Origin of the sequence: Haloprofundus halobius (assembly GCF_020097835.1) — an archaeon.
Taxonomy (GTDB): Archaea; Halobacteriota; Halobacteria; order Halobacteriales; family Haloferacaceae; genus Haloprofundus; species Haloprofundus halobius.
The window spans coordinates 1,407,379-1,427,516 of the sequence record NZ_CP083666.1 but is presented as its reverse complement, the minus strand read 5'-3'; the positions used below and the strand labels follow the sequence as shown (position 1 = coordinate 1,427,516).

Annotated in this window: 23 protein-coding genes; 13 read left to right on the top strand and 10 right to left on the bottom strand. The window is 66.0% G+C overall.

Going from position 1 to position 20,138, the window contains the following annotated elements; genetic code table 11:
* Positions 1 to 3: 3 nt before the first annotated feature.
* The 3 genes from LAQ74_RS07445 to LAQ74_RS07435 form a co-directional block, all read right to left on the bottom strand.
* The gene (locus tag LAQ74_RS07445) at positions 4 to 1,749 is read right to left on the bottom strand and encodes a rhomboid family intramembrane serine protease (protein WP_224336630.1); all 1,746 of its coding nucleotides are present in this window, start codon (positions 1,747 to 1,749) and stop codon (positions 4 to 6) included.
* A gap of 300 nt (positions 1,750 to 2,049) precedes the next feature.
* Positions 2,050 to 2,328: a UPF0058 family protein gene (locus LAQ74_RS07440; RefSeq protein ID WP_224336628.1), complete on the bottom strand. Its 279-nt coding sequence runs from the start codon at positions 2,326 to 2,328 to the stop codon at positions 2,050 to 2,052.
* A 67-nt stretch (positions 2,329 to 2,395) separates the two neighbouring features.
* On the bottom strand, positions 2,396 to 2,608 hold the full coding sequence (locus tag LAQ74_RS07435) for a DUF7120 family protein (protein WP_224336626.1): 213 nt from the start codon (positions 2,606 to 2,608) through the stop codon (positions 2,396 to 2,398).
* Between the two features lie 203 nt (positions 2,609 to 2,811).
* On the opposite strand from LAQ74_RS07435, the gene LAQ74_RS07430 reads away from it, so the two are divergent.
* From LAQ74_RS07430 to LAQ74_RS07420, 3 genes are all read left to right on the top strand, one after another.
* Positions 2,812 to 3,405: a sulfite oxidase-like oxidoreductase gene (locus tag LAQ74_RS07430; protein ID WP_224336623.1), complete on the top strand. Its 594-nt coding sequence runs from the start codon at positions 2,812 to 2,814 to the stop codon at positions 3,403 to 3,405.
* A 226-nt stretch (positions 3,406 to 3,631) separates the two neighbouring features.
* On the top strand, positions 3,632 to 4,054 hold the full coding sequence (locus LAQ74_RS07425) for a hypothetical protein (protein WP_224336621.1): 423 nt from the start codon (positions 3,632 to 3,634) through the stop codon (positions 4,052 to 4,054).
* 181 nt (positions 4,055 to 4,235) lie between these two features.
* Positions 4,236 to 5,579, top strand: a complete 1,344-nt coding sequence (locus LAQ74_RS07420; RefSeq protein WP_224336619.1) for an isochorismate synthase — start codon at positions 4,236 to 4,238, stop codon at positions 5,577 to 5,579.
* Between the two features lie 40 nt (positions 5,580 to 5,619).
* Here the strand turns inward: LAQ74_RS07420 and LAQ74_RS07415 are convergent, their stop codons facing one another.
* Positions 5,620 to 5,850: a hypothetical protein gene (locus LAQ74_RS07415; protein WP_224336616.1), complete on the bottom strand. Its 231-nt coding sequence runs from the start codon at positions 5,848 to 5,850 to the stop codon at positions 5,620 to 5,622.
* A 119-nt stretch (positions 5,851 to 5,969) separates the two neighbouring features.
* On the opposite strand from LAQ74_RS07415, the gene menD reads away from it, so the two are divergent.
* The 4 genes from menD to LAQ74_RS07395 all read left to right on the top strand — a co-directional run bounded on the left by menD (position 5,970) and on the right by LAQ74_RS07395 (position 9,698).
* Positions 5,970 to 7,754 carry a 2-succinyl-5-enolpyruvyl-6-hydroxy-3-cyclohexene-1-carboxylic-acid synthase gene (gene menD, locus LAQ74_RS07410; protein ID WP_224337185.1) on the top strand — a complete coding sequence of 595 codons (1,785 nt, stop codon included), beginning with the start codon at positions 5,970 to 5,972 and terminating at the stop codon, positions 7,752 to 7,754.
* A gap of 47 nt (positions 7,755 to 7,801) precedes the next feature.
* Entirely contained in the window at positions 7,802 to 8,140 is a 339-nt protein-coding gene (locus LAQ74_RS07405) for a hypothetical protein (protein ID WP_224336613.1), read from the top strand.
* A 46-nt stretch (positions 8,141 to 8,186) separates the two neighbouring features.
* Positions 8,187 to 8,708: a DUF8215 family protein gene (locus LAQ74_RS07400; protein ID WP_224336610.1), complete on the top strand. Its 522-nt coding sequence runs from the start codon at positions 8,187 to 8,189 to the stop codon at positions 8,706 to 8,708.
* Between the two features lie 78 nt (positions 8,709 to 8,786).
* Positions 8,787 to 9,698, top strand: a complete 912-nt coding sequence (locus tag LAQ74_RS07395; protein ID WP_224336608.1) for a 1,4-dihydroxy-2-naphthoyl-CoA synthase — start codon at positions 8,787 to 8,789, stop codon at positions 9,696 to 9,698.
* Between the two features lie 156 nt (positions 9,699 to 9,854).
* Here the strand turns inward: LAQ74_RS07395 and LAQ74_RS07390 are convergent, their stop codons facing one another.
* The gene (locus LAQ74_RS07390; protein WP_224336605.1) at positions 9,855 to 10,013 is read right to left on the bottom strand and encodes a hypothetical protein; all 159 of its coding nucleotides are present in this window, start codon (positions 10,011 to 10,013) and stop codon (positions 9,855 to 9,857) included.
* Between the two features lie 32 nt (positions 10,014 to 10,045).
* Here LAQ74_RS07390 and LAQ74_RS07385 point away from each other — a divergent pair, with 32 nt between their 5' ends.
* From LAQ74_RS07385 to LAQ74_RS07365, 5 genes are all read left to right on the top strand, one after another.
* Complete coding sequence (locus LAQ74_RS07385) at positions 10,046 to 10,255, top strand: hypothetical protein (RefSeq protein ID WP_224336602.1); 210 nt, start codon at positions 10,046 to 10,048, stop codon at positions 10,253 to 10,255.
* A gap of 167 nt (positions 10,256 to 10,422) precedes the next feature.
* Positions 10,423 to 11,370, top strand: coding sequence for a 1,4-dihydroxy-2-naphthoate polyprenyltransferase (locus LAQ74_RS07380; RefSeq protein ID WP_224336600.1), 948 nt, complete (start codon positions 10,423 to 10,425; stop codon positions 11,368 to 11,370).
* Between the two features lies 1 nt (position 11,371).
* A complete protein-coding gene (locus tag LAQ74_RS07375; protein ID WP_224336598.1) occupies positions 11,372 to 12,442 on the top strand; it encodes a mandelate racemase/muconate lactonizing enzyme family protein in 1,071 nt (356 codons plus the stop codon).
* Between the two features lie 97 nt (positions 12,443 to 12,539).
* Positions 12,540 to 14,171: a long-chain-fatty-acid--CoA ligase gene (locus LAQ74_RS07370; RefSeq protein ID WP_224336596.1), complete on the top strand. Its 1,632-nt coding sequence runs from the start codon at positions 12,540 to 12,542 to the stop codon at positions 14,169 to 14,171.
* Positions 14,164 to 14,979, top strand: coding sequence for an enoyl-CoA hydratase/isomerase family protein (locus LAQ74_RS07365; protein ID WP_224336593.1), 816 nt, complete (start codon positions 14,164 to 14,166; stop codon positions 14,977 to 14,979). Before LAQ74_RS07370 ends, LAQ74_RS07365 begins: the two co-directional genes overlap by 8 nt.
* Before the next feature lie 33 nt (positions 14,980 to 15,012).
* Here LAQ74_RS07365 and LAQ74_RS07360 read toward each other — a convergent pair whose 3' ends face one another.
* The 3 genes from LAQ74_RS07360 to LAQ74_RS07350 form a co-directional block, all read right to left on the bottom strand.
* Positions 15,013 to 16,233 carry a carboxylate--amine ligase gene (locus LAQ74_RS07360; RefSeq protein ID WP_224336591.1) on the bottom strand — a complete coding sequence of 407 codons (1,221 nt, stop codon included), beginning with the start codon at positions 16,231 to 16,233 and terminating at the stop codon, positions 15,013 to 15,015.
* A 249-nt stretch (positions 16,234 to 16,482) separates the two neighbouring features.
* Entirely contained in the window at positions 16,483 to 16,638 is a 156-nt protein-coding gene (locus LAQ74_RS07355) for an anaerobic ribonucleoside-triphosphate reductase (RefSeq protein WP_224336588.1), read from the bottom strand.
* Positions 16,639 to 16,907: 269 nt separating this feature from the next.
* Positions 16,908 to 17,786: a hypothetical protein gene (locus LAQ74_RS07350; RefSeq protein ID WP_224336575.1), complete on the bottom strand. Its 879-nt coding sequence runs from the start codon at positions 17,784 to 17,786 to the stop codon at positions 16,908 to 16,910.
* A 154-nt stretch (positions 17,787 to 17,940) separates the two neighbouring features.
* On the opposite strand from LAQ74_RS07350, the gene LAQ74_RS07345 reads away from it, so the two are divergent.
* Positions 17,941 to 18,399, top strand: coding sequence for an ester cyclase (locus LAQ74_RS07345; protein ID WP_224336573.1), 459 nt, complete (start codon positions 17,941 to 17,943; stop codon positions 18,397 to 18,399).
* A 318-nt stretch (positions 18,400 to 18,717) separates the two neighbouring features.
* Here the strand turns inward: LAQ74_RS07345 and pyrI are convergent, their stop codons facing one another.
* Together pyrI and pyrB are read right to left on the bottom strand one after the other, a co-directional pair.
* On the bottom strand, positions 18,718 to 19,182 hold the full coding sequence (gene pyrI / locus LAQ74_RS07340; protein ID WP_224336570.1) for an aspartate carbamoyltransferase regulatory subunit: 465 nt from the start codon (positions 19,180 to 19,182) through the stop codon (positions 18,718 to 18,720).
* On the bottom strand, positions 19,179 to 20,105 hold the full coding sequence (pyrB, locus tag LAQ74_RS07335) for an aspartate carbamoyltransferase (RefSeq protein WP_224336569.1): 927 nt from the start codon (positions 20,103 to 20,105) through the stop codon (positions 19,179 to 19,181). Before pyrB ends, pyrI begins: the two co-directional genes overlap by 4 nt.
* Between the last annotated feature and the right edge of the window lie 33 nt (positions 20,106 to 20,138).

The following is a 20,138-nucleotide window of genomic DNA, read 5'->3' as shown; positions in this document are numbered from 1 at the left end:
CCCTCACTTATACCGCTCTTTCGCCGCAACTCGCACCTTCGTCCCGTTCGCCGTCGCGTACAGTTTCCCCTCGCGGTTGGTGAACTGAATCTCCCTGAGTGTCACCGACTCGTTGCGTCGCGGGACCGGCGCGGAGACGGTGTCGTTCTCCCGACCGACGACGAGACGGAAGCTCTCGTTCTCCGCGGCGATGGAGACGTTCTGCCCGGCGACGACGGGTTCGGCCGTCGCGGGCGGCGACGTGTACACCGGCGTCTCGTTTCCGTCGACGGCGAGTGTGACCCGGTAACTGGCGTTGCTCCCGACGAGCGACCACCCGGTGCGGTTGGCGACGACCGTCTCGCGCCAGCCGACGCCGCCGACGCGGACCGCCGACCGCCCGTCGAACGCGAGCCGCCCTTTCGATATCTCTCGCGACCAGAGGGTGCGGTCGGGGTTCCGGACGACGACACCCGACGTCGTGACGCTCGTCGACTCGCCGAAGCCGTCGACGTCGACGACCGACACCATCCCGTTCGTCACGTCCTCGGCGTAGGTCACCTCGTAGCCGCGGACCTGTACGGACTCGCCGGGCAGCTCCTCGTCCGCCGTCGTCACCATGTTGACCGCGACGGCCGAGCCGGCCATCGCCGCCGCGCCGACGAGCAACAGCGCGACGGCCGCTTGTTTGCCGGTCACCGCTCGCAGTCCACCGCGGTCACCGTCACCGCCGCAATCGTCTCTACTGTCGCGGACCCTGCGCCCCGACCCGTCGCTGCGGATGTCGCCGGCTCGCTCGCGAACCTCGGCACCGAAGCGGTCGAGAAGCGACCGGTCGCCTGCGCTCGCCGCCGCCGTGACGAGCGTCGCCAAGAGGAAGACGAGGGCGAGACCCACGGCCCGAAAGAGCACGTAGCTGTCGCCGCCGCGGTACCAGTACACCGCCCAGAGCGACTGCGAGACCGAGTAGAGGAGGACGCCGGACCAGAGTCTGAGCGCGTCGGGGTGGTCGTCCCCGCGGCGTTCGACCAGCCACAGCGCCACCAGGACGCCGGTGAGCAGGCCGATGGCGTGGCCCTGAATCGCGATCTGCGCCCACCACGGCGAGACGAACGCCTCCCGCGACGACGCGACGGTCGTCGGGTCGAACAGCGCGTCGTACAGCAGGTTGACGACGCGACTCGCCGAGAGCGCCAGCACCGTCGTCAGCGGATAGTAGACGAGCGCGAACCCGGCGAACGCGAAGACGACACCCGAGAATCCGATGATGGGACCGACCGAGAACAGCGCGGTGAGGACGCCGACGACGAGTACGGCGGCCGGAAAGACGAGGAACGCGCGGATTCGCGGGTCCGAGCGCCAGTCGGCCGTCGCTTCTCTCTCGTCCCGCGGATAGTGTCCCCACGCGTACTCGACGAGCGGTGCGAGCGTGAGCGTCCCGAGCAGATTGCCGACGAGGTGGCCCGCTCCCGAGTGCGAGAACGCGGCCGCGAGCATCCCCGTCGGATAGAAGTACGACCACGCCCGGAACGGAACGACGACAGGGCGGTACCAGTAGTCGAACCCCCCCTGCACGAAGAGATAGACGAGGAGGACGAACAGGATCGACACCAGCGTCCCCCACGGCACGCCGTAGAGAAGGCGCGAACGGAGCGCGGCGACCCGGTGCGTTCGTCGGCCGTCGAGACGCCACGCGACGTACAGACAGACGACGGCGACGCCGACGACCGCGAGTTGGGAGAGCGGGAGCCACGGCGGAACCGCGAACATACCGGTTCCAAGCGGGGACGGAGTATCAAACCTGTTGCTCGTGCTCCGGTTTCGTCCTGGCGCCCGGTTCAGAGCGACCGCAGTTCGGTCTGCGGGTCGACGACCCACTCGGTTCCGAAGTCGGTTATCTCGACCATCTCCTCCTGGCCGACGTAGCCCCACTCGGTGTCGACGTCGAGTTCCGTCGTGTACAGTTCGCCGACGCGTATCTCGACTTTCTCGGCGATGAGCAGCCGGTCCCTGGCAGGCGCTCACGCGGATGCACGATAGTCGTTGGCGTGGCGGAACGGCGCGGCGGCGCTAAATCTTCGACTCGGCGTCGTTGGCGAGTTCCTCCATCCGCTTGCCGACGCGGCCCGCGTTGGAGAACTCGTCGTCGCTCATCGCGCTCGCCAGCGCGTTACCGAGGACGAAGACGGCGTGTTTGTGCTCGCTCTTGGATTTGTGGACGTGTGAGGGCTCGACGCTCAGTTCGTCGTAGGGGTCGAACAGCGAGGAGTCGACGTCCTCCTGGGAGCGGAAGTACTCCATGATGATGACCATCTGTTCGTGCAGTTCGAGCAGGTCGTCTTTGTGCATGGGGAGGCGTAGGTACGTCGGTGTTTTAAGGATTATTGCGGCGTTCTGCCACACCGACACGACTAGCTCAGAAGACGTACTCGTCTTCGTGGCCCATCATGCCGTCGTCTTCGAAGCCCGGTTCGTCGTTGTCCATCGGCCCACTGGTCTTGTAGGCCTTCATGCCCGTCGAGAGCAACTCCTCGACCGCTTCCTCGCGGTTGACGAACTCGCCCTGTTCGACAAGTTGGGCGATCTGCATCTCGATATGCTCGGGGATGTTCATTTTTACGTTCGGCATCTATCGAACGAGGGTTTGGATACGCCGTATTTAAAACTGACGGCGCGTGAGGACGTCGGTGACAAGGTGAGACACGGGTTCACACGAAAATAGTTGGTGAAGTTACGAACGTCAGTTCGGATTTCGCGTAGTATCCGGTTCGTCCATATAAATTCACCGGTGAGAGCCGATAACCATAGGTGAGTGGCGACGAAACGAGAGATATGTCCGAGAACGTCACTGGTCTCTACGAGGAGTTCGGCGGGGAGCGCCTGCCACCCGGCCAGCGAAAGACCGAGCGGTTCCCGGTGCTCTCGAAGAGCGGGACGCCATCGTGGGACCCGGCGTCGTGGCAGTTCGACGTGTGGGGCGCGGTGGACGAGCAGTTGCAGTTCTCCTACGAGGAGTTCAAAGACCTGCCCTCCGAAACGCAAGTACAGGACTTCCACTGCGTCACCGGGTGGAGCAAGTTCGACTGCGAGTTCACGGGCGTGACGTTCCCGACGCTCGCGGAGCTGGCGGGCGTCGACGACGACGCGGTACACGTCATGTTCCACGCACTCGACGGCTACACAACGAACCTCTCGCTGGAGGAGTGCATGCGCGACGAGGTGCTGTTCGTCTACGAGTACGACGGCGAATCGCTCCCGGCGGACCACGGCGGCCCCCTCCGCGTCGTCACCCCGCACAAGTACGCCTACAAAGGGGCCAAATGGGTCGAGGGCGTCGAGTTCCTCACCGAACCCGAGCGCGGCTACTGGGAGAAGCGCGGGTACTCGAACACGGCGAATCCGTGGAACGAGGAGCGGTACAGCTAGTCAGGCTACTCTGCTGAGGTCCTCCATCGGTGAGAGTTTTGCGAAGTCATAGTGAATTGGTCACACCACTTCCCTACATCTCTGTCTTACTTTCCCGTTCCAATTCACGGAAATTTTGTACAAACTTATTCTTATAAAGCTATACAGTACTCTGTTATCACCGCAAATAGTCTTCTCAAACACAGTTTTATTAGACGACAGGTCTTCTATCCAACTAGTTTCTCATATGCCAAATCAAATCAAGAAACTTGGAGGAGTCATCACCGGGGGAGTTGTTTCCGGATTCTGGGTTGCAGTCGGGTTCAACCCAGTCGTCAAAATCGGTGAGGTGACAATCACCGAAGCCGCGTCAATAACCGATTATTCTGCATCGTCAGGATACCTCGCACCATCGGAATTCATGTTACTCATTCATCTGTTTGTGGCTGGAATGACAATGGCGTCGTTGCTCGGTGCATGGATGCTTGGTGGTAAAACAGGTGTTATCGCGCTTGGATGCTCATTCGTTGCAGGAGTAGTTGTTCTGAATAACTTTAGGCTAGGAACATTCCTTCTCTGTATCGCGTATGGGCTTTTTCCTGTAGGTGTGCTGTTGAACAATGACGGTCGTTCTGGGAGAGCACCACCTCGACCGATGGGGCACCGGTAACAAGGGTTACTCTCCGCTAGCGAGGCGAAGCCGAGCGAGCGGGCCGAGGAACGAACGGAGGCGGCGAAGCCGCCGAAGTGAGTGACGAGTGCTTTTGGTCCAGCTTTTGCCGAGGGCGCGCTTTGCGCGCCCGCAGCGCAAAAGGTGGGGTTGAAAAGCCCCGCGTCCCAACCAGACGTAGATGAATCCGGCGCAGCGCAACCAGCAGACGACGGCGTCGCACGCCGAGGCGACGCTCGTGAGTCGGTCCTGCGAGATTCCGGACGTTTCGTTTCGGGCCTTTCTTGCCGACCAGAACGCCCCCCGAGTCCACTGGGCGTCGCCCGACGGACTCGAACTCGTCGGCGGCGGGGCGGCGGCGCACCTCACCGCATCGGGAATGGATCGCTTCGATAGCCTCCGCGAGGAGGCCGGTGCCGTCTTCGACGACGTGGACCACGACGGCCCGGCGGCGACTCGTCCGCGGATGCTCGGTGGCCTCTCGTTCGACGTCGACCACGAAGAGACGCCGCCGTGGACCGGGTTCGCCGCGGCGACGTTCGTTCTCCCGCGCGTCCAGCTGACCCGCGGCGACGACGCGACGTGGCTCACCGTCGTCGAGTACGGCCCGAACGCGACGTCCGAATCAGCCGATAACGCGCTCGACACCGCACGCGAGTCACTCTCGGAACTGCCGATGATGCGACCGAGCGGCGGATCGCCGGGCGTCGTGGATCGACGCTGGCGCACGCCGAGAGACGAGTGGACCGCACAGGTCGAGCGCGTCACCGAGCGCATCCGCTCGGGCGACCTGCTGAAAGTCGTGTTGGCGACGGCGTTGGACCTCGAACTCGCCGAGGACGTCGACATCCCGGACGTACTCGAACGCCTGCGCCGGACGTACCCCGAGTGTTATCGCTTCCTCGTGCAACCGACCGACGAGGCGGCCTTCTTCGGCCCCCCACCGGAACGACTCGTCAAGCGCGAGGGCCGAACCGTCGAGACCGAGGCGTTGGCCGGGTCGATGCCGCGCGGCGGGACGCCCGAGGACGACGCCGACTACGCCGCGTCGCTCTTGGAGAGCGAGAAACTCCAGCACGAACAGCAACTCGTCGCCGACACCATCTGCGAGCAACTGGCGCAGTTCGGCGACGTGACTGCCCGCGAGAAGCGCATTCGCAAACTGAGCAACATCCAGCACCTCCGGACACCAATCTCGACGACGCTCGACGGCGACACGCACGTCCTCTCGCTCGTCGAGGCGCTCCACCCGACGCCCGCCGTCGGCGGCCTGCCGCTCGAAGCGGCGCTGCGGACGATCCGCGAGACGGAGTCGTTCGACCGCGGGTGGTACGCTTCGCCCGTCGGCTGGTTCGACGGCGACGGCGACGGCGAGTTCGCCGTCGGAATTCGCTCGGGTGTCGCGGGCGGGGCGCAGGCGACGCTGTTCGCGGGCAACGGCATCGTCGGCGACAGCGACCCGGAGGCAGAGTGGGACGAACTGCAGCCGAAAGTCCGGCCGATTCTGGACGAGCTAGAACGGTAGTCGGCAGGACAGTGGGTTCGAGTTTCCAGTCGCGCCGTCGTCACTCGTCGTCGACGACGGCACGACCGGACTCCGAGGGCGTGTAGTCCCACTTGTCGTACTCCTCGGCGAACTCGGCGTCGGAGTCCGCCTTCCGACGGAGTCGGGGGACGATCTCTCGCAGCGTGTACCCCTCACGTCGAAGCCGGCGAACGAGATGGAGAATTTCGCGGTCTAACTGGTCTTCCGAGTCGATATCGTGCCGTTCGACGAGGGCGTGTTCGTCGGTCACGGTCGCTCGTTGGCGTGGTCCGTTATAGGTCTCTTGAGCGAGCGGCGACCCCCGCAACGGTGGAGCAGACGCGAGGCAATCACGTCGCCTATTTGGCGACGCGCGCCAACGTCCGAACGATGACCGCGCCGAACCGAAACACGCTGTGGGCGCGCGTGCTCGTCGACGAACTCGCCGAGGCGGGCGTCTCCGCCGCCTGCATCGCGCCGGGAAGTCGCTCGACGCCGCTGACCGTCGCGTTCGCCCGGCACGACGAGATCCACGTCTTCTCGCACCTCGACGAACGCTCGGCGGCGTACTTCGCGCTCGGCCGGGCGCGACGAACCGGCGATGTGACGCCGCTCGTCTGTACCTCCGGCACCGCCGCCGCGAACTTCCATCCCGCCGTCGTCGAGGCGTCGCAGGCGCGCGTCCCGATGCTCGTGTTGACCGCCGACCGTCCGCCGGAACTCCGTGACTCGGGGGCGAACCAGACCATCGACCAGGAGAAGCTCTACGGCGATTCGGTCCGATGGTACAAGGACCTCCCCGAGCCCGAGGCGACCGACAGAAAACTCCGCGGTCTCCGAACGACGGCGCACCGCGCGCTGGCGCAGGCGACGGGGACGCCCTCCGGACCGGTCCACCTCAACGTCCCGTTCCGAAAACCCTTAGAGCCAATCCCGGTCGACGGCGACGTGCCCGTCGGCCTCTCGTCGCTGGGCGCTCGTGGTCGCGACGGTGGCGGCGACCGCAGCGGCGGCAGCAACGACGGTGCGTACGTCCAGACGACTCGCGGCGTGCCGCAGCTAGACGACCGGGAACTCCGGCAGGTCGCCGAGGCGCTCTCGGTTGAACGCGGACTCGTCGTCGCCGGACCCGCGGACCCTCCGGGCGTCGACTCCGAGGCGATGGCCGTCCTCTCGCACGGCACCGGATTCCCGATTCTGGCCGACCCGCTCTCCGGCTTCCGGTTCGGCGGCCACGTCCGCACGACGCCAGTCGTCGGCGGGTACGACGGCTTCCTCGACGCCGAGGCCGTCGCCGACTGGCCCGACCCCGAGGTCGTCCTCCGTATCGGTGCATCACCCACCTCGAAACCGCTCAGAAAGTACCTCGCCCGGACCGACGCCCGACAGTTGGTCGTCGACCCCGCCGCCGAGTGGCGGGAAGCCGAGTTCACGGCCTCGGACCTCGTCGTCGCCGATCCCTCACGCCTCGCCGCCCACGTCGCCCGTCTCGTCTCCGGTCCCGACAGTTCCGCGTGGCGAGAGCGGTGGGTCGCGGCCGACCGCGAGCACTGGGAGACCGTCGACGGGACCGAGGAGCTGTTCGAGGGCAAGATTCTGGAAGATGTGGCCGACCTCGCGCCGGACCCGTCGACGCTGTTCGTCTCCAACAGCATGCCCGTCCGCGACCTCGACCGCTTCGCACGCCCCTCCGAGAAGAACGTTACGCCGCTCGGCAACCGCGGCGCGTCGGGCATCGACGGCATCGTCTCGACGGCGCTCGGCGCGGGGAGCGCGACGACCGACCCGCTGACGCTCGTGCTCGGCGACCTCGCGTACTATCACGACATGAACGGGCTGCTGGCGCTCGGCCGGTGTGAAGTCGACGCGACAGTCGTCCTCGTCAACAACGACGGCGGCGGCATCTTCCACATGCTCCCCATCGAGGAGTACGACCCGCCCTTTACCTCGCAGTTCAAGACGCCGCACGGCCTCGACTTCCGGGCGACCGGCGACCTCTACGGCCTCGATTTCGAGCGCGTCGAGGGACGAGCGGAGTTCCGCGAGGCGTACGCCGACTCCGTCGCGAGCGATGGCACGCAGGCTATCGAAGTTCGGACTGACGCCGAGGAGAGCCACCGGACACGAGAGGCGCTCCACGAGCGGGTCGTCGAACGCGTCGCGGGACTCGACTGACGCCGGCACCGTCGAATTTTTGACGGGTCGACGAGAGTGATCGGTCGATGCCCTCCAACGCGTGGAACGTTCCGACGTGGCTGTTCGTCGGGGTTATCGTCGTCTACTTCGTCGTCATCGCACAGCGACCACTATTCGGTGTACTCGCCGGTACTATCGTCTACCTCGTGGGATGGTTCGTCGGCGAGTTTCTTGGGGAGGGGGCGCTCTCCAACGCATTCTCGTCAACCCGCGCCGCCGTCACGGCCGTCCTCGCCGTGCTGGTGCTGGCGTACTCGTTCGTCGTCGTCCAGGAGATTCTACTGGGAATCGTCACCGCGGCGGCGCTCGTCGCCGTCGCGTGGTTGACGAGTCCGACCGGACCGTTGGTGGGCCTCCGCGACTGATGCGTCGGAGAGGGGATTTTAGACGTTCCGAGTCGAACGACATCGTATGAGTCCACCGCGCCGCGGTACCGACCCCTCGACCGAGCAGCGACAGCTTCGCCCGCGCGAGGAGTCGGACGGCTACGACCGCGTCCTCGAAGCCCTCTTCGACGGGGGTGGAGCGGTGGCGATACTGACGATACCCGCCATGTTCTGGGTACTCTCGGTCACGGCGGGGCAGCCGCTCTTCGCCGCCGCCGACGTCGTCTTCCTCTTCGGCGTCGCCTTCGTCTCGCTCGCCGTGTCGGTGAGCGCGTTCCGCGGTGACTGGTTCGATGTCGGTCCCGCGTGGCCCCCGCGCTCGTACGCGTTAGCTGGCATCCGAACCGCCGGATACAACGTGGCGCTCTGGGCGACGACTAGCCTCGCACTCCTTCCAGCGCTTCCATCGGGTCCGCGGGTCGGCGTCGGTGCAGTCTCCGGCGATCTCGTCGGCGTCGTCGCCGCCGCCGTACTGCCACCGTTGGCCGTCGCCGCGCTACTGCGGGCGTGTCACGCCGTCCATCGGTTCAGAACGGCGAGCTCGTGACCCTGCGGAACAGCCGGAACCCGGCCGCACCGACCGCCCGACGGGAACTTTTTTCGCGGCTCCGACCCCGCGTTCAGTATGGTTTCGGAGCTCTTCGACCCAGACCGTTGGGAGGTCGTCTCGACCGATTTCTCGGACATCACGTATCACCGCGCGGTCGACGCGCCCGTCGTCCGCATCGCCTTCGACCGCCCCGAGGTTCGCAACGCCTTTCGGCCGGGAACCGTCGACGAACTCCACGCGGCGCTCGACCACGCCCGAAAACAGGCCGACATCGGCTGTGTGCTCCTCACGGGCAACGGCCCCTCCGAGAAGGACGGCGGGTGGGCGTTCTGCTCCGGCGGCGACCAGTCGGTCCGCGGCGGGTCGGGCTACGAGTACCGCGACGACGACGAGGCCGCAGAAGACGACGACCCCGCGGTCAAGAAAGCGAAGGCGGGTCGTCTACACATTCTCGAAGTCCAGCGGCTCATCCGCTTCATGCCCAAACCCGTCATCGCCGTCGTCCCGGGGTGGGCCGTCGGCGGCGGCCACTCGCTGCACGTCGTCTGCGATTTGACGCTCGCTTCCGAGGAACACGCGAAGTTCCTCCAGACCGACCCGGACGTCGCCTCCTTCGACGGCGGGTTCGGTTCCGCCTACCTCGCCCGGCAGGTCGGCCAGAAGAAAGCCCGCGAGATTTTCTTCCGCGGGAAGACGTACTCCGCGGAGGAGGCCGTCGAGATGGGGATGGCCAACGAGGCGATTCCGCACGCCGACCTGGAGGACGTGGCGTTCGAGTGGGCCGAAGAGATTACCTCGAAGAGTCCGATGGCGATTCGGATGCTGAAGTTCGCGTTCAACGCCATCGACGACGGGATGGTCGGCCAGCAGGTGTTCGCGGGTGAGGCGACGCGACTCGGCTACATGACCGACGAGGCCGCGGAGGGCCGGGATGCGTTCTTGGAGAAGCGAGAGCCCGAGTTCTCGAAGTATCCCTGGTTCTACTAGACGCACCTTTTTACGCCTCGGGGTCGCGCACGGCGCGACCCGCTCGGCGCAAAAATCTGCACCAAAAAGGCCGGTCACGACGTGCGCGACCGGTGAACCGCGCTCGCGGCTTCGCCGCTCGCGCGGACACTACCGTTCTGCTCGGCTTTACGGCTCCTAAACCCTGTTCAGCACCGTCTCTGCGAACTCCCGGTCGAACGTCTCCTCGGGCAGTTCGTCGAACCACGCCGCTCGCTCGATGTTCCCGTCGTCGACGCCGAAATCGGTACCGACCTTCGTGTTGTTTTCCGTCGCGGAGACGGAGAAAGTAGCCAACTACTAACTTCGTGGATGTGGCCAATGGACACATGGCTCGGAACGACGACGAGTACACGGAGGAAACGACGGCGGAGTCGACCACCGAAGACGACGGGAGCTGGTGGGACGAGGGCCTGATCTCGTTGCTCATCATCGCCGGGGTCGTGCTGTTCTTCTTCCCCGAACCGGCGACGTCGATGTTCGGCATCCTGCTCCTCGCCATCGGTATCGTCGCCTGGCTCGCCGACTGGTTGATGTAACGCCGCGCGAGGCGTCGTGCCCCGTCCCGTTACGGACGATCGCTCTTTTGGCGAACGCACGTGCGCGTCGGAGCGGCGGCAGCGTTCTCCGCCGGAGCGTCGAAGGCGTACGTCGCAGCGGCACGACATGCCAAATTTGACGACACCGTAGCCCTGTGATAACGGTAATGAGTACGCAGAACATCTCGCGCCGGAAGGCGTGGGTCATCGCGGCGCGGCCGCAGACGCTGCCGGCGGCCGCCGCACCGGTCGTCGTCGGTGTCGGCCTCGCGCTTCACGACTCGGTGTTCGCCTTCTGGCCCGCCGTCGCCGCGCTCGTCGGCGCGGCGCTCATCCAGATCGGGACGAACTTCGCCAACGACTACTACGACGCGATTCAGGGCGCGGACACCGAAGCGCGCGAGGGGTTCACCCGCGTGACGGCGGGCGGTCTCATCGACCCCGAGGAGGTCAAGCGGGCGATGTACCTCACCTTCGCCGTCGCCATCCTCCTCGGGACGTACCTCGTCTACGTCGGCGGCGTCCCCATCCTCGTCATCGGTCTGCTCTCCGTGGCCAGCGGCATCGCCTACACCGGCGGCCCGTACCCGCTCGGCTACCACGGGTTGGGTGACGTGTTCGTCTTCGTCTTCTTCGGCCTCGTCGCCGTCACGGGCACCTACTACGTTCAGGCCGCGTCGGTTCTCGCCGACCCGCTCGCGGTCGGGATTCCGGCCGGAACCGTCCCACTGGAAGTGCTCATCGCCTCGCTTCCCATCGCGGCCATCTCGACGAACATCCTCGTCGTCAACAACGTACGAGATAGAGAGGAGGACGCGACGACGGGCAAGCGAACGCTCGCGGTCCGCTACGGTTACGGCTTCGCGCGGGCGGAGTACGTCGCGATGTTCGTGCTGGCCTACGCCGTGCCGGTGTCCTTCTGGCTGGTGGCGGACTACGCGTGGACGGTGCTCCTACCGCTTTTCACGTTGCCGCTGGCGGTCCGGTTGACCCGTACCGTCCTCACGGAGACCGGAGGCGAGAAACTGAACCCGGCGCTCGAACAGACAGGCAAACTGCTGGCGGCCTACGCCATCGTATTCGCCGCCGGGGTGGCCGTCGGACCCGTGGTGTGAGATGCGGGGTGTGAGAGTCGACCCGTTCTCGCTCCGTCTCCGAGAACCGCTCGGCACGGCGAAGGGTGAGATACGCGAACGCCGCGGCTTCCTCGTCGGCGTCGACCGCGGAACCGGAGCGCGAGGCGTCGGCGAGGCGACGCCGCTACCGGGGTGGACCGAGCCGTACGCCGACTGTCACGACGGACTCGCGGAGATGCGAACCGCGGCGAGTGACGGATGGGGATTCGACGTGGAGGCGCTCGGACCGGCGGCCCGCCACGCGGTGAGCCTCGCCGAGGCCGACGCCGCGGCGCGCAACCGAGGCGTCGCACTCCACGACTGGCTCGCCGACCGATTCGAGACGCGACGCGGCGGCGACGACCGACCGACGACGGTCCCGGTCAACGCCACCGTCGGCGACGGGACGGTCGACGAAACCGTCTCCGCGGCCGAAGTCGCGGTCGAAGATGGTTTCGGCTGTCTCAAACTGAAAGTCGGTGCACGGCCGCTCGGAGCGGACGAGAGGCGACTCCGCGCGGTTCGGGAGGCCGTCGGCGACGACGTCGTCCTCAGGGCCGACGCCAACGGCGCGTGGGACCGCGAGACGGCCGAGACGGCGGTCGAACTCCTCGCCGACCTCGACTTCGCGTACGTCGAACAGCCGCTCGCCTCCGACGACCTCCACGGCCATGCCGAACTCCGGGGTCGCGGCGTCGGCATCGCCCTCGACGAGACGCTGTACGACTCGTCGGTGTCGATGCCGACGAACCTCCGCGAGCACGCCGACGTGGTGGTTCTAAAACCGATGGCGCTCGGCGGACCGGGACCGACGCTGTCGCTCGCGCAGTATCTCCGGCGGAGCGGGGTCACCCCGGTCGTCACGACCACCGTCGACGCCGCCGTCGCTCGCGCGGCCGCCGTCCACGTCGCCGCCGCGATTCCCGGGATTCCGCCGTGCGGCCTCGCTACCGGCGATCTGCTGGCCGAGGATCTCGTCGACGACCCGGTCCCGGTGACCGACGGAGAAATCGCGGTCCCCGAGGGTTCGGGCGTCGCCGGCGACGCGTTCGACCACCGCCTGTGGGACTGAGCAGACGACTGGCGCGAAAATCGCTAGCCGTCGCCGGTCTATCATCGTCGTTCGAAACAAACCTTTTAGCGACGGCGGACATGTGGTGAGGTGGCACATGACAAATTTAGTAACACACATCGCCGAGACGGTGGAGGAGCACCCCGAGAACCTCGCGGTGAGTTTCAAAGGCAGCGACGTGAGCTATCGGGAGTTCTGGGGGCAGACCGGGGCGTTCGCCTCCGGACTCGCCGAGGCGGGCGTCGGCGAGGGCGACCGCGTCGCCATCTACCTGCCGAATCTCCCCCAGTTCGTCGTCGCGTTCCACGGCACGCTCCGAGCGGGCGGCGTCGTCGTCCCGATGAACCCGCAGTACAAAGCCCGCGAAATCGGCCACCTCTTGGCCGATAGCGGCGCGAAGATCGTCGTCGCGCTTTCGGACCTCGTGCCGTTCGTCGAGGAGGTCAAAGACGAGACGGACGTCGAACACGTCGTCGGCGTCGGCGGCGAGTCCGCGGACGCGACGTCGTTCGAGGCGTTCTGTGGGGACCCGGCGTTCGAGACGGTCGACCGCGGCGACGACGACGAGGCCGTCCAGCCGTACACGTCGGGGACGACGGGGCGACCGAAGGGCGTCCTCTTGACGCACCACAACCTCGCGTCGAACGCCGAGCAGTCCATCGCTATCGTCCCCGACGGGATCCGCGCCGACGACAAGCAGTTGGGAGTCTTACCCCTGTTTCACATCTACGGCATGACCGTCGTAATGAACGCGACGCTGTTCGGCGGCGGCGCGTACTACCCGCTGCCGTCGTGGGACGCACAGGAGGCGATGTCGCTCGTCGCCGACGAGGAACTCACGCTGATGCACGGCGTCCCTGCGATGTACAACGACGTCATCAACCAGCCCAACGCCGAGGAGTTCAACCTCTCGTCGCTCCGGCTCTGCGGCGTCGGCGGCGCAGGGATCCCCGGCGAAGTGCTCCGCAGATTCGAGGAGCTCTACCCGGTCAAGATCTACGAGGGCTACGGCCTCACCGAGACCAGTCCCGTCACCCACTTCAACAGCCCCAAAGACGGTCGCCGGGTCGGCAGTATCGGAAAGGCGCTCCCCGGTATCGACGCGCGAATCGTCACCGACGAGTTCGAGGAAGTCGACCCCGTCGCGGAGGGACCGGTCGACGAAGACGAGGTGGATTTGGACGACATAACGGGCGAGCTCGTCGTCAGCGGCCCGAACGTGATGAAGGGCTACTACAATCTGCCCGACGCGAACGCGGAGGTGTTCACCGAACGCGAGGGGAGCCCCGAGAGCGAAGCGAGCGGGGCGTCGGAAGAGCAGGGCTCTTCCGGAAAACGCTGGTTCCACACCGGCGACATCGGTTACCACGACGAGGACGGCTTCTTCTACGTCGTCGACCGCGCCAAACACATGATAAACACCGCTGGCTACAACGTCTACCCGCGCGAGGTCGAGGAGCTACTGTTCGAGCACGACGCCGTCGCCGACGCCGCCGTCGTCGGGATTCCCGACGACCGCCGCGGCGAGACGGTGAAAGCGTTCGTCGTCCGCGCGCCGGGTGCAGACGTGACCGCAGACGAGATCCGCGAGTACTGCCTCTCGAACCTCGCGGAGTACAAACACCCTCGCGAGGTCGAGTTCGTCGACGAACTCCCGCGGACGACGACCGGAAAGGTCCAGAAGTTCGAACTCGTCGGCGACGCGGAGGCCGGGGCGTCGGATGACTGAGGCCGATTCGAACAGCGACGCCGTGCGCCTCGACAGAGACGAGGAGACCGGCGTCGCCACTATCACGCTGAACAATCCGGGCCTGCGGAACGCGCTCACCGCCGACGTCGCCGACGGTATCGTCGACGCGCTCGACGAGTTGGAAGGCGGCGACACCCGCTGCGTCGTCGTCACCGGCACCGAGGGGTCGTTCTCGGCGGGCGGCGACGTGAACGCGATGATGGAACTGCAGTCGGGGGGATGGACGCTAGACGAGACGGTCAGACACATCGTACAGAACACGGGACGGTGCGTCCAGCGGCTCGCCGAGTGCGAGTTTCCCACGGTGGCGAAGATAGCGGGCGTCGCCGTCGGCGCGGGCGCGAACGTCGCCATCGCCTGCGACGTCCAACTGATGAGCGAGGAAGCGCGCATTGGCTTCGGCTTCCGGCAGGTCGGTCTGGCCGTCGACTCCGGGACCTCCTATCTGCTGCCGCGAATCGTCGGCGACAACGTCGCGAAGGAACTCGTCTTCACCGGCGAGTTGCTCGACGCCGACAGGGCGCTCGACCTCGGCCTCGTCAACCACGTCTATCCGGACGGGGAGTTCGACGAGCGAGTCGACGCGTTCGTCGAGAAGATCGCTTCGGGGCCGACAGTCGCGCTCCGGACCTCGAAGCGGTTGCTTGATCAGGGGTGGGAACTGTCGCTCTCGTCGGCTATCGCCAACGAGGCGGGCGCGCAGTCGGCGGTGTTCGAGACGGCCGACCACGCCGAGGGAGTGGAGTCGTTTGTGGGGAAGCGGTCGCCGGAGTTCCGCGGCGAGTAGCGGCGTCGGACCCCGAGAACGACGCCGACGCGCTCACAGCGCGTTCTTCATCTGCCCGAGCGAGACGTTGAGCGCACCGCGAACGAACGGCAGTGGGTCGTCGGCGCTCAGGTAATCGATGCCGCCGTGTTTCGGTCGGTACATCGACTTCGCCATCCCGGCGGCGGTGGCGGCGAGCGTCGGCGGGTCGACGAACGACTCGTTCTTCGAGAGGACGCTCGTGAGGTACGCCGCCTCGCCGCGGAGGAGATGCGTCGCGACGTCCTCCTCGTATGCGTTGTCGGGGTCGATGTCGACGGGTTCGCCGATGGCCGTCCGCCAGAAGTACAGCGGGAAGTCGGCCCCGGCGCGAACCGAACACGGGAGCGACACCCAGACGCGCGGATTTATCTCCATCAACGTGAACTCGCCGCCGTCGACGTCGCGTTTGAACTGCACCGAGGCGAAGCCGTGCCAGTCCAACTCATCTAGCAGCGCGCGTCCGGCCCGCTCCAACTCGGGGATGCGAACCGTCCGGCGATAGACGCTCGTGCCGCCCGCGTAGTTCCAGCCGCGAAGCTGGTGTTTCTGACACGTGGCGACGGGATCGCCGTCCTCGTAGAGCGCCCACAGCGCGTACTCGTCGCCGTCGACGAACTCCTGTGCGATGGGGTCGTGTCGCATCTCGCCGCGAATCGACGCGACGTCCGGTTCGGTCCCCGCTTCGAGGTATCTCGTCGCTCCGGGGTCGAGCAGCTTCCGCGGCGGAACCGACGGTTCGTACTCGTGGGTCAACACCGAGTACCGACCCTTCACGATGCGGTTTCGGTCCCAGTCGTCGACCTCACTCAACAGTTCCGTCTCGGGGGCGTTCACACCCGCGTCGGCGGCGGCGTCGACGAGCCGACGGCGGTCGTGGACTGTCCGGAGTTGCTCGAACGACGGCCACAGCGTCGAGACGTGCTCGGCGAACTCCTCGCGACGTCTCGCCAGCGCGAGCACGTCCGCCTCCCGCATCGGGACGAGCGTTCGCACGTCCGGCCGCTTCGCGAGCGAGAGCAGCGCGTCCTCGTACTCCGGCAGGCTCTCCTCGGGTGAGGCGACGACGTGGCTCTCCGCGGTATACCGGGACGCAAATCCCGAGGCGGTCTCGCGTTCTGAGACCGCTATCGGTCGAACTCCCCGACGGCCGAGCGACCTGACGAAACTGACGCTGCTCGGCGCGCTTATCGCAGGTACGACTATCGACTCTCGACTCGACTCGTGGGTGCTCATGTAGAATGTATCGGTAAAGCGGTTATTCAAACTCTGTATGTGTGTCCTTACTGGATAGTATCCATACAGTACCTGATGACCCCGTGGCGGCGGCGTACTCCCCGTAGCGACCGGCCTCGCGGCGTTTCTCTGTTCCGGAGTAGACAGTCGACCGGGATAATGACGTCTGAATTACACTAACACCCGGCCGCTTCGAATCGAATCACACCGACTATCGACTCGACGCGGTTCCGACGCCGCGCACGCCGTCTACCTGCCGCTCATCACGTTCGTCGACCCGCACTCCGGACAGCGCGTCATCTCACCCAGTCGCGGCACGTCGATTCGGTCCCACTGTGACCCTCCGGACGGCGCCTCGAACCCGCAGTTGAGACACCGCGAGCGTGCGGTCTGTTCGGATGCCATGGCTCTAGCTAACGTGAGTCGTGGACGAACAAAGTCGTTCTGTCGAGGGAGCGGTCGGATTCGGTCCGAGTGCGCGACCCGATGCAGTCAGTTCGGGCGCGCGAACTAAGCCGGTCGGGTGCCGAGGGTGGGCATGGCAGAGTCGAGAGAAGCGACCGGTCGTCTCCTGCTCGCGCTCGCTGCGTTCGCGGTGTTCGTGACGCTTCTGGGAATCGCCGTCGTCTGGGCGATAAGCTACGGTCCGCTGTGAGCATCGTCGACGGATCGTCTCACTCGTCGCCGTGGGTGACGCCCTCGCGGGCGTCGGCGCGCTTGCGGCGCACCGCCGCGGCCGCGTTGCTCGCGTCGTACCCGAAGAACACGTCGTTCGTGTAGGCTTCGGCGACTTCCGTCGCGTGGATGAGGTCGTCGACGTCGACGTTGACGGCGTAGAGCTCGACGGAGAACGGAGTCCCCGACCCGTCGCCCTCGCCGGAGGGCGGCGCGGCGCCGTCCGGCGTCCAGTTGAGCCGGCTCTGAAACCCCTTCGCGATGGTTTCGAGCCAGTACGTCGTCCCGTAGTGGATGTCGTACAGCGGGACGACGAACTCGTCGACGTACTCGCCCAGCGTGTCGACGTCGAGTCCAGCGCGTTTGTAGAGGTGTTCCGGATACGGGTCGGGGTAGAGGGTGAGATACGTCTTCCCGGGGATGCGGTCGGCGGCCTCGGCGACGAACTCGGTGATGACCGATGCGCGCCAGTCGAACCAGTCGTCGAACTCGCTCTCTCTGTACTCGCGCTCGCAGCGCTCGCAGCGGCAGTACCCCTCGCGGGGGAAGCCCACGTCGTCGAGGCGGACGTCGTCGTTCTCGGCGGCGCAGTCCCCGATGATTTCGAGCAGTCCCTCCCGGTACTTCTCGTTCGTCGGGCAGATGTACGCCCAGTCGAAGTACGTCCGGTCGCGGGTGGCGGGTTCGCCCGACTCGCTCACCGGCACGAGGTCGGGATTCTCGTCGGCGGCGGCGTTGTCACCGAAACAGGAGACCATGTTGACCGCGTTCGAAAGCGGCGCGGCCGCGCGACCCGTGACGTCCTTGACCTCGTAGAACCCGGCGTCGAAGTCCGGCCACTCGACTTCCTCGGCGTTGCGCGTGACGACCCCGTACATGCTCGCCGGTTGGCGACGGCGCGCCCTAAGTCGTTCGTTCCGGCGTCCCCAACGGCGTCGCGGTACGGCCGTGGCGGCGAACAGTCTCGACGACCTGCGAGAACGCTCATCCCCGCGTGCGACCTACTGACACTCTGCGAACGAGGTGACGAAGATGGCACAGAACATCGACCGGGAGAAGCGAAACGAGCGGACTGTCAGGCGGTTCTTCGACGAGCTGGTGGGCGACGGCGACTACGACGTCGCAGACGAACTACTCACCGAGAACTACGTCCGCCACGAGATGGGTCCGAACCCCGATATGACGGGTCGCCGAGCGTTCGTCGACTTCATCGAGGGGTTCAAACGAGCGTTCAGCGACGTGCGCGTCGACGTCGACGAACTGCTCGTCGTCAACGACTACGCGGTCGTTCGAGCGACCGAACGAGGCACTCACGACGGCGCGTTCATGGGTCTCGAACCGACCGGCGAGCAGTTCGAAATCGGCGGCATCGTGATACACCGCCTCGAAGACGGAAAGATAGCGGAGACGTACGCCTGCTGGGATATGCTCGGTCTGCTCGGACAGCTCGGCGTCGACCCGACGACAGCGCGGCGGTTCGACGACGAGTGAACTGACCGAACGACGAGTGAACCGACTCACTCGTCTGACGTGTCGTGAGACTCGGGAGCCGAGAGTCGGGGCGTTACGCCTCGACTTCGACTTCGACGGGCTCTGCACCGCTCGATACGAGAACGTAGACGAGCGTCAGCATCGCCAGTGCGAGTACGAATTTTGCCTTGCCGGACATGGCATCGCGTACATTGGGGGAGTACAAAGGTATTGTGACCAAACTCCCCGTCTCGGCCTCGTCGGCGGCTTCGAGAGTCGGTGAGAGCCCCGAACGAGCCGAACGCATCGAACTGGGCGCGCCGCCGCCGTTCAGACGCGCTACGTCTGTACGTCGAGGTGGTCGGCGATGTCGTCGCGGACGATGTTCTCGCAGTAGGTACAGCGTACCCCGTCGTCGACGACGGTGAACTTCGAGGCGATCGGTTCGTCGTCGTTGGTGATACAGTTGCGGTTTGGACAGGAGAGCAACCCGACGACGCTCTCGGGGCGGTCGACCCGACTCTTCTCGACGACGTCGTAGTCGCGGATGATGTTGATGCTCGCCTCCGGCGCGATAAGCGACAGCACTTCGACCTCGGACTGACTCAACTCGCGGTCTTCGACCTTCACGATGTCCTTACGGCCGAGGCGGTCGCTCGGGACGTTCATCCCGATGCTGACGCCCTCCCCGGCGGAGCCGTCGATGCCGAGGATGGCGAGGACGTTCAGCGCCTGCCCGGCGGCGACGTGGTCGATGACGGTCCCGTTTCGAATCTTCGAGACGCGGAGTTCGTGGTCGCTCATCGCTTTCCTCCCTTCGCCCGCGTCAACAGACCGTCCAAAAGCGCCATCCGGACCGGAATCCCGTTGTGCGCCTGCTGGAAGTACGTCGCGTACTCGGTTTCGTCGACTTCGGGTGCAATCTCGTCGACGCGCGGCAGCGGGTGCATCACGCTCAGGTCGTCGCGGGCGGCCGCAAGCGTCTCCTCGTCGATTCGGTACTCGCCGGCGATGGCGCGGTACTCGTTCTCGTCGGGGAAGCGCTCGCGCTGGATGCGCGTGACGTACAGCACGTCGAGTTCGGGGAGCACCGCGTCGAGTTCCGTGTGCTCGCGGACCTGCGCGCCCGATTCGTGCAGGTCGAACCGGACGTTCCGTGGCAGACGGAGGCTCTCGGGGCTGATGAAGTGCTGGCGGACGTCGAAGTTCGTCAGCGCGTGTGCGAGCGAGTGGACCGTCCGGCCGTACTTGAGGTCGCCCATGATACCGACCGAGAGGTCGTCGAGACCCGCTCGCTCGCGGATGGTGTAGAGGTCGAGGAGCGTCTGACTCGGGTGCTGGCCCGCGCCGTCGCCCGCGTTCACGAGCGGAACGTCGACGAACTCCGAGGCCATCTTCGCCGCACCCTCGGAGGGGTGGCGGAGGACGATGGCGTCGGCGTAGCCCTCGACGACCCGAACGGTGTCGGCGAGTGTCTCGCCCTTCTTGACCGACGAGGACTCGACGGTACCCATGTCGACGGTGGTGCCGCCGAGGCGTTTCATCGCGGTGTCGAAGCTCATCTTCGTGCGCGTACTCGGTTCGAAGAAGCAGAGCGCGAGCACCGCTCCCGCGTGCCGCTGACGGTACGCCGCCGGGTCGGCGTCGATGGCCGCCGCCCGGTCGAGCACCGCCTCGATACCCTCCCGCGACAGATTCGCCGCCGAGATGAGGTGGTCCTGACGCATCACGTATCAGCGGGTAGTGCAGCGACTTGAATC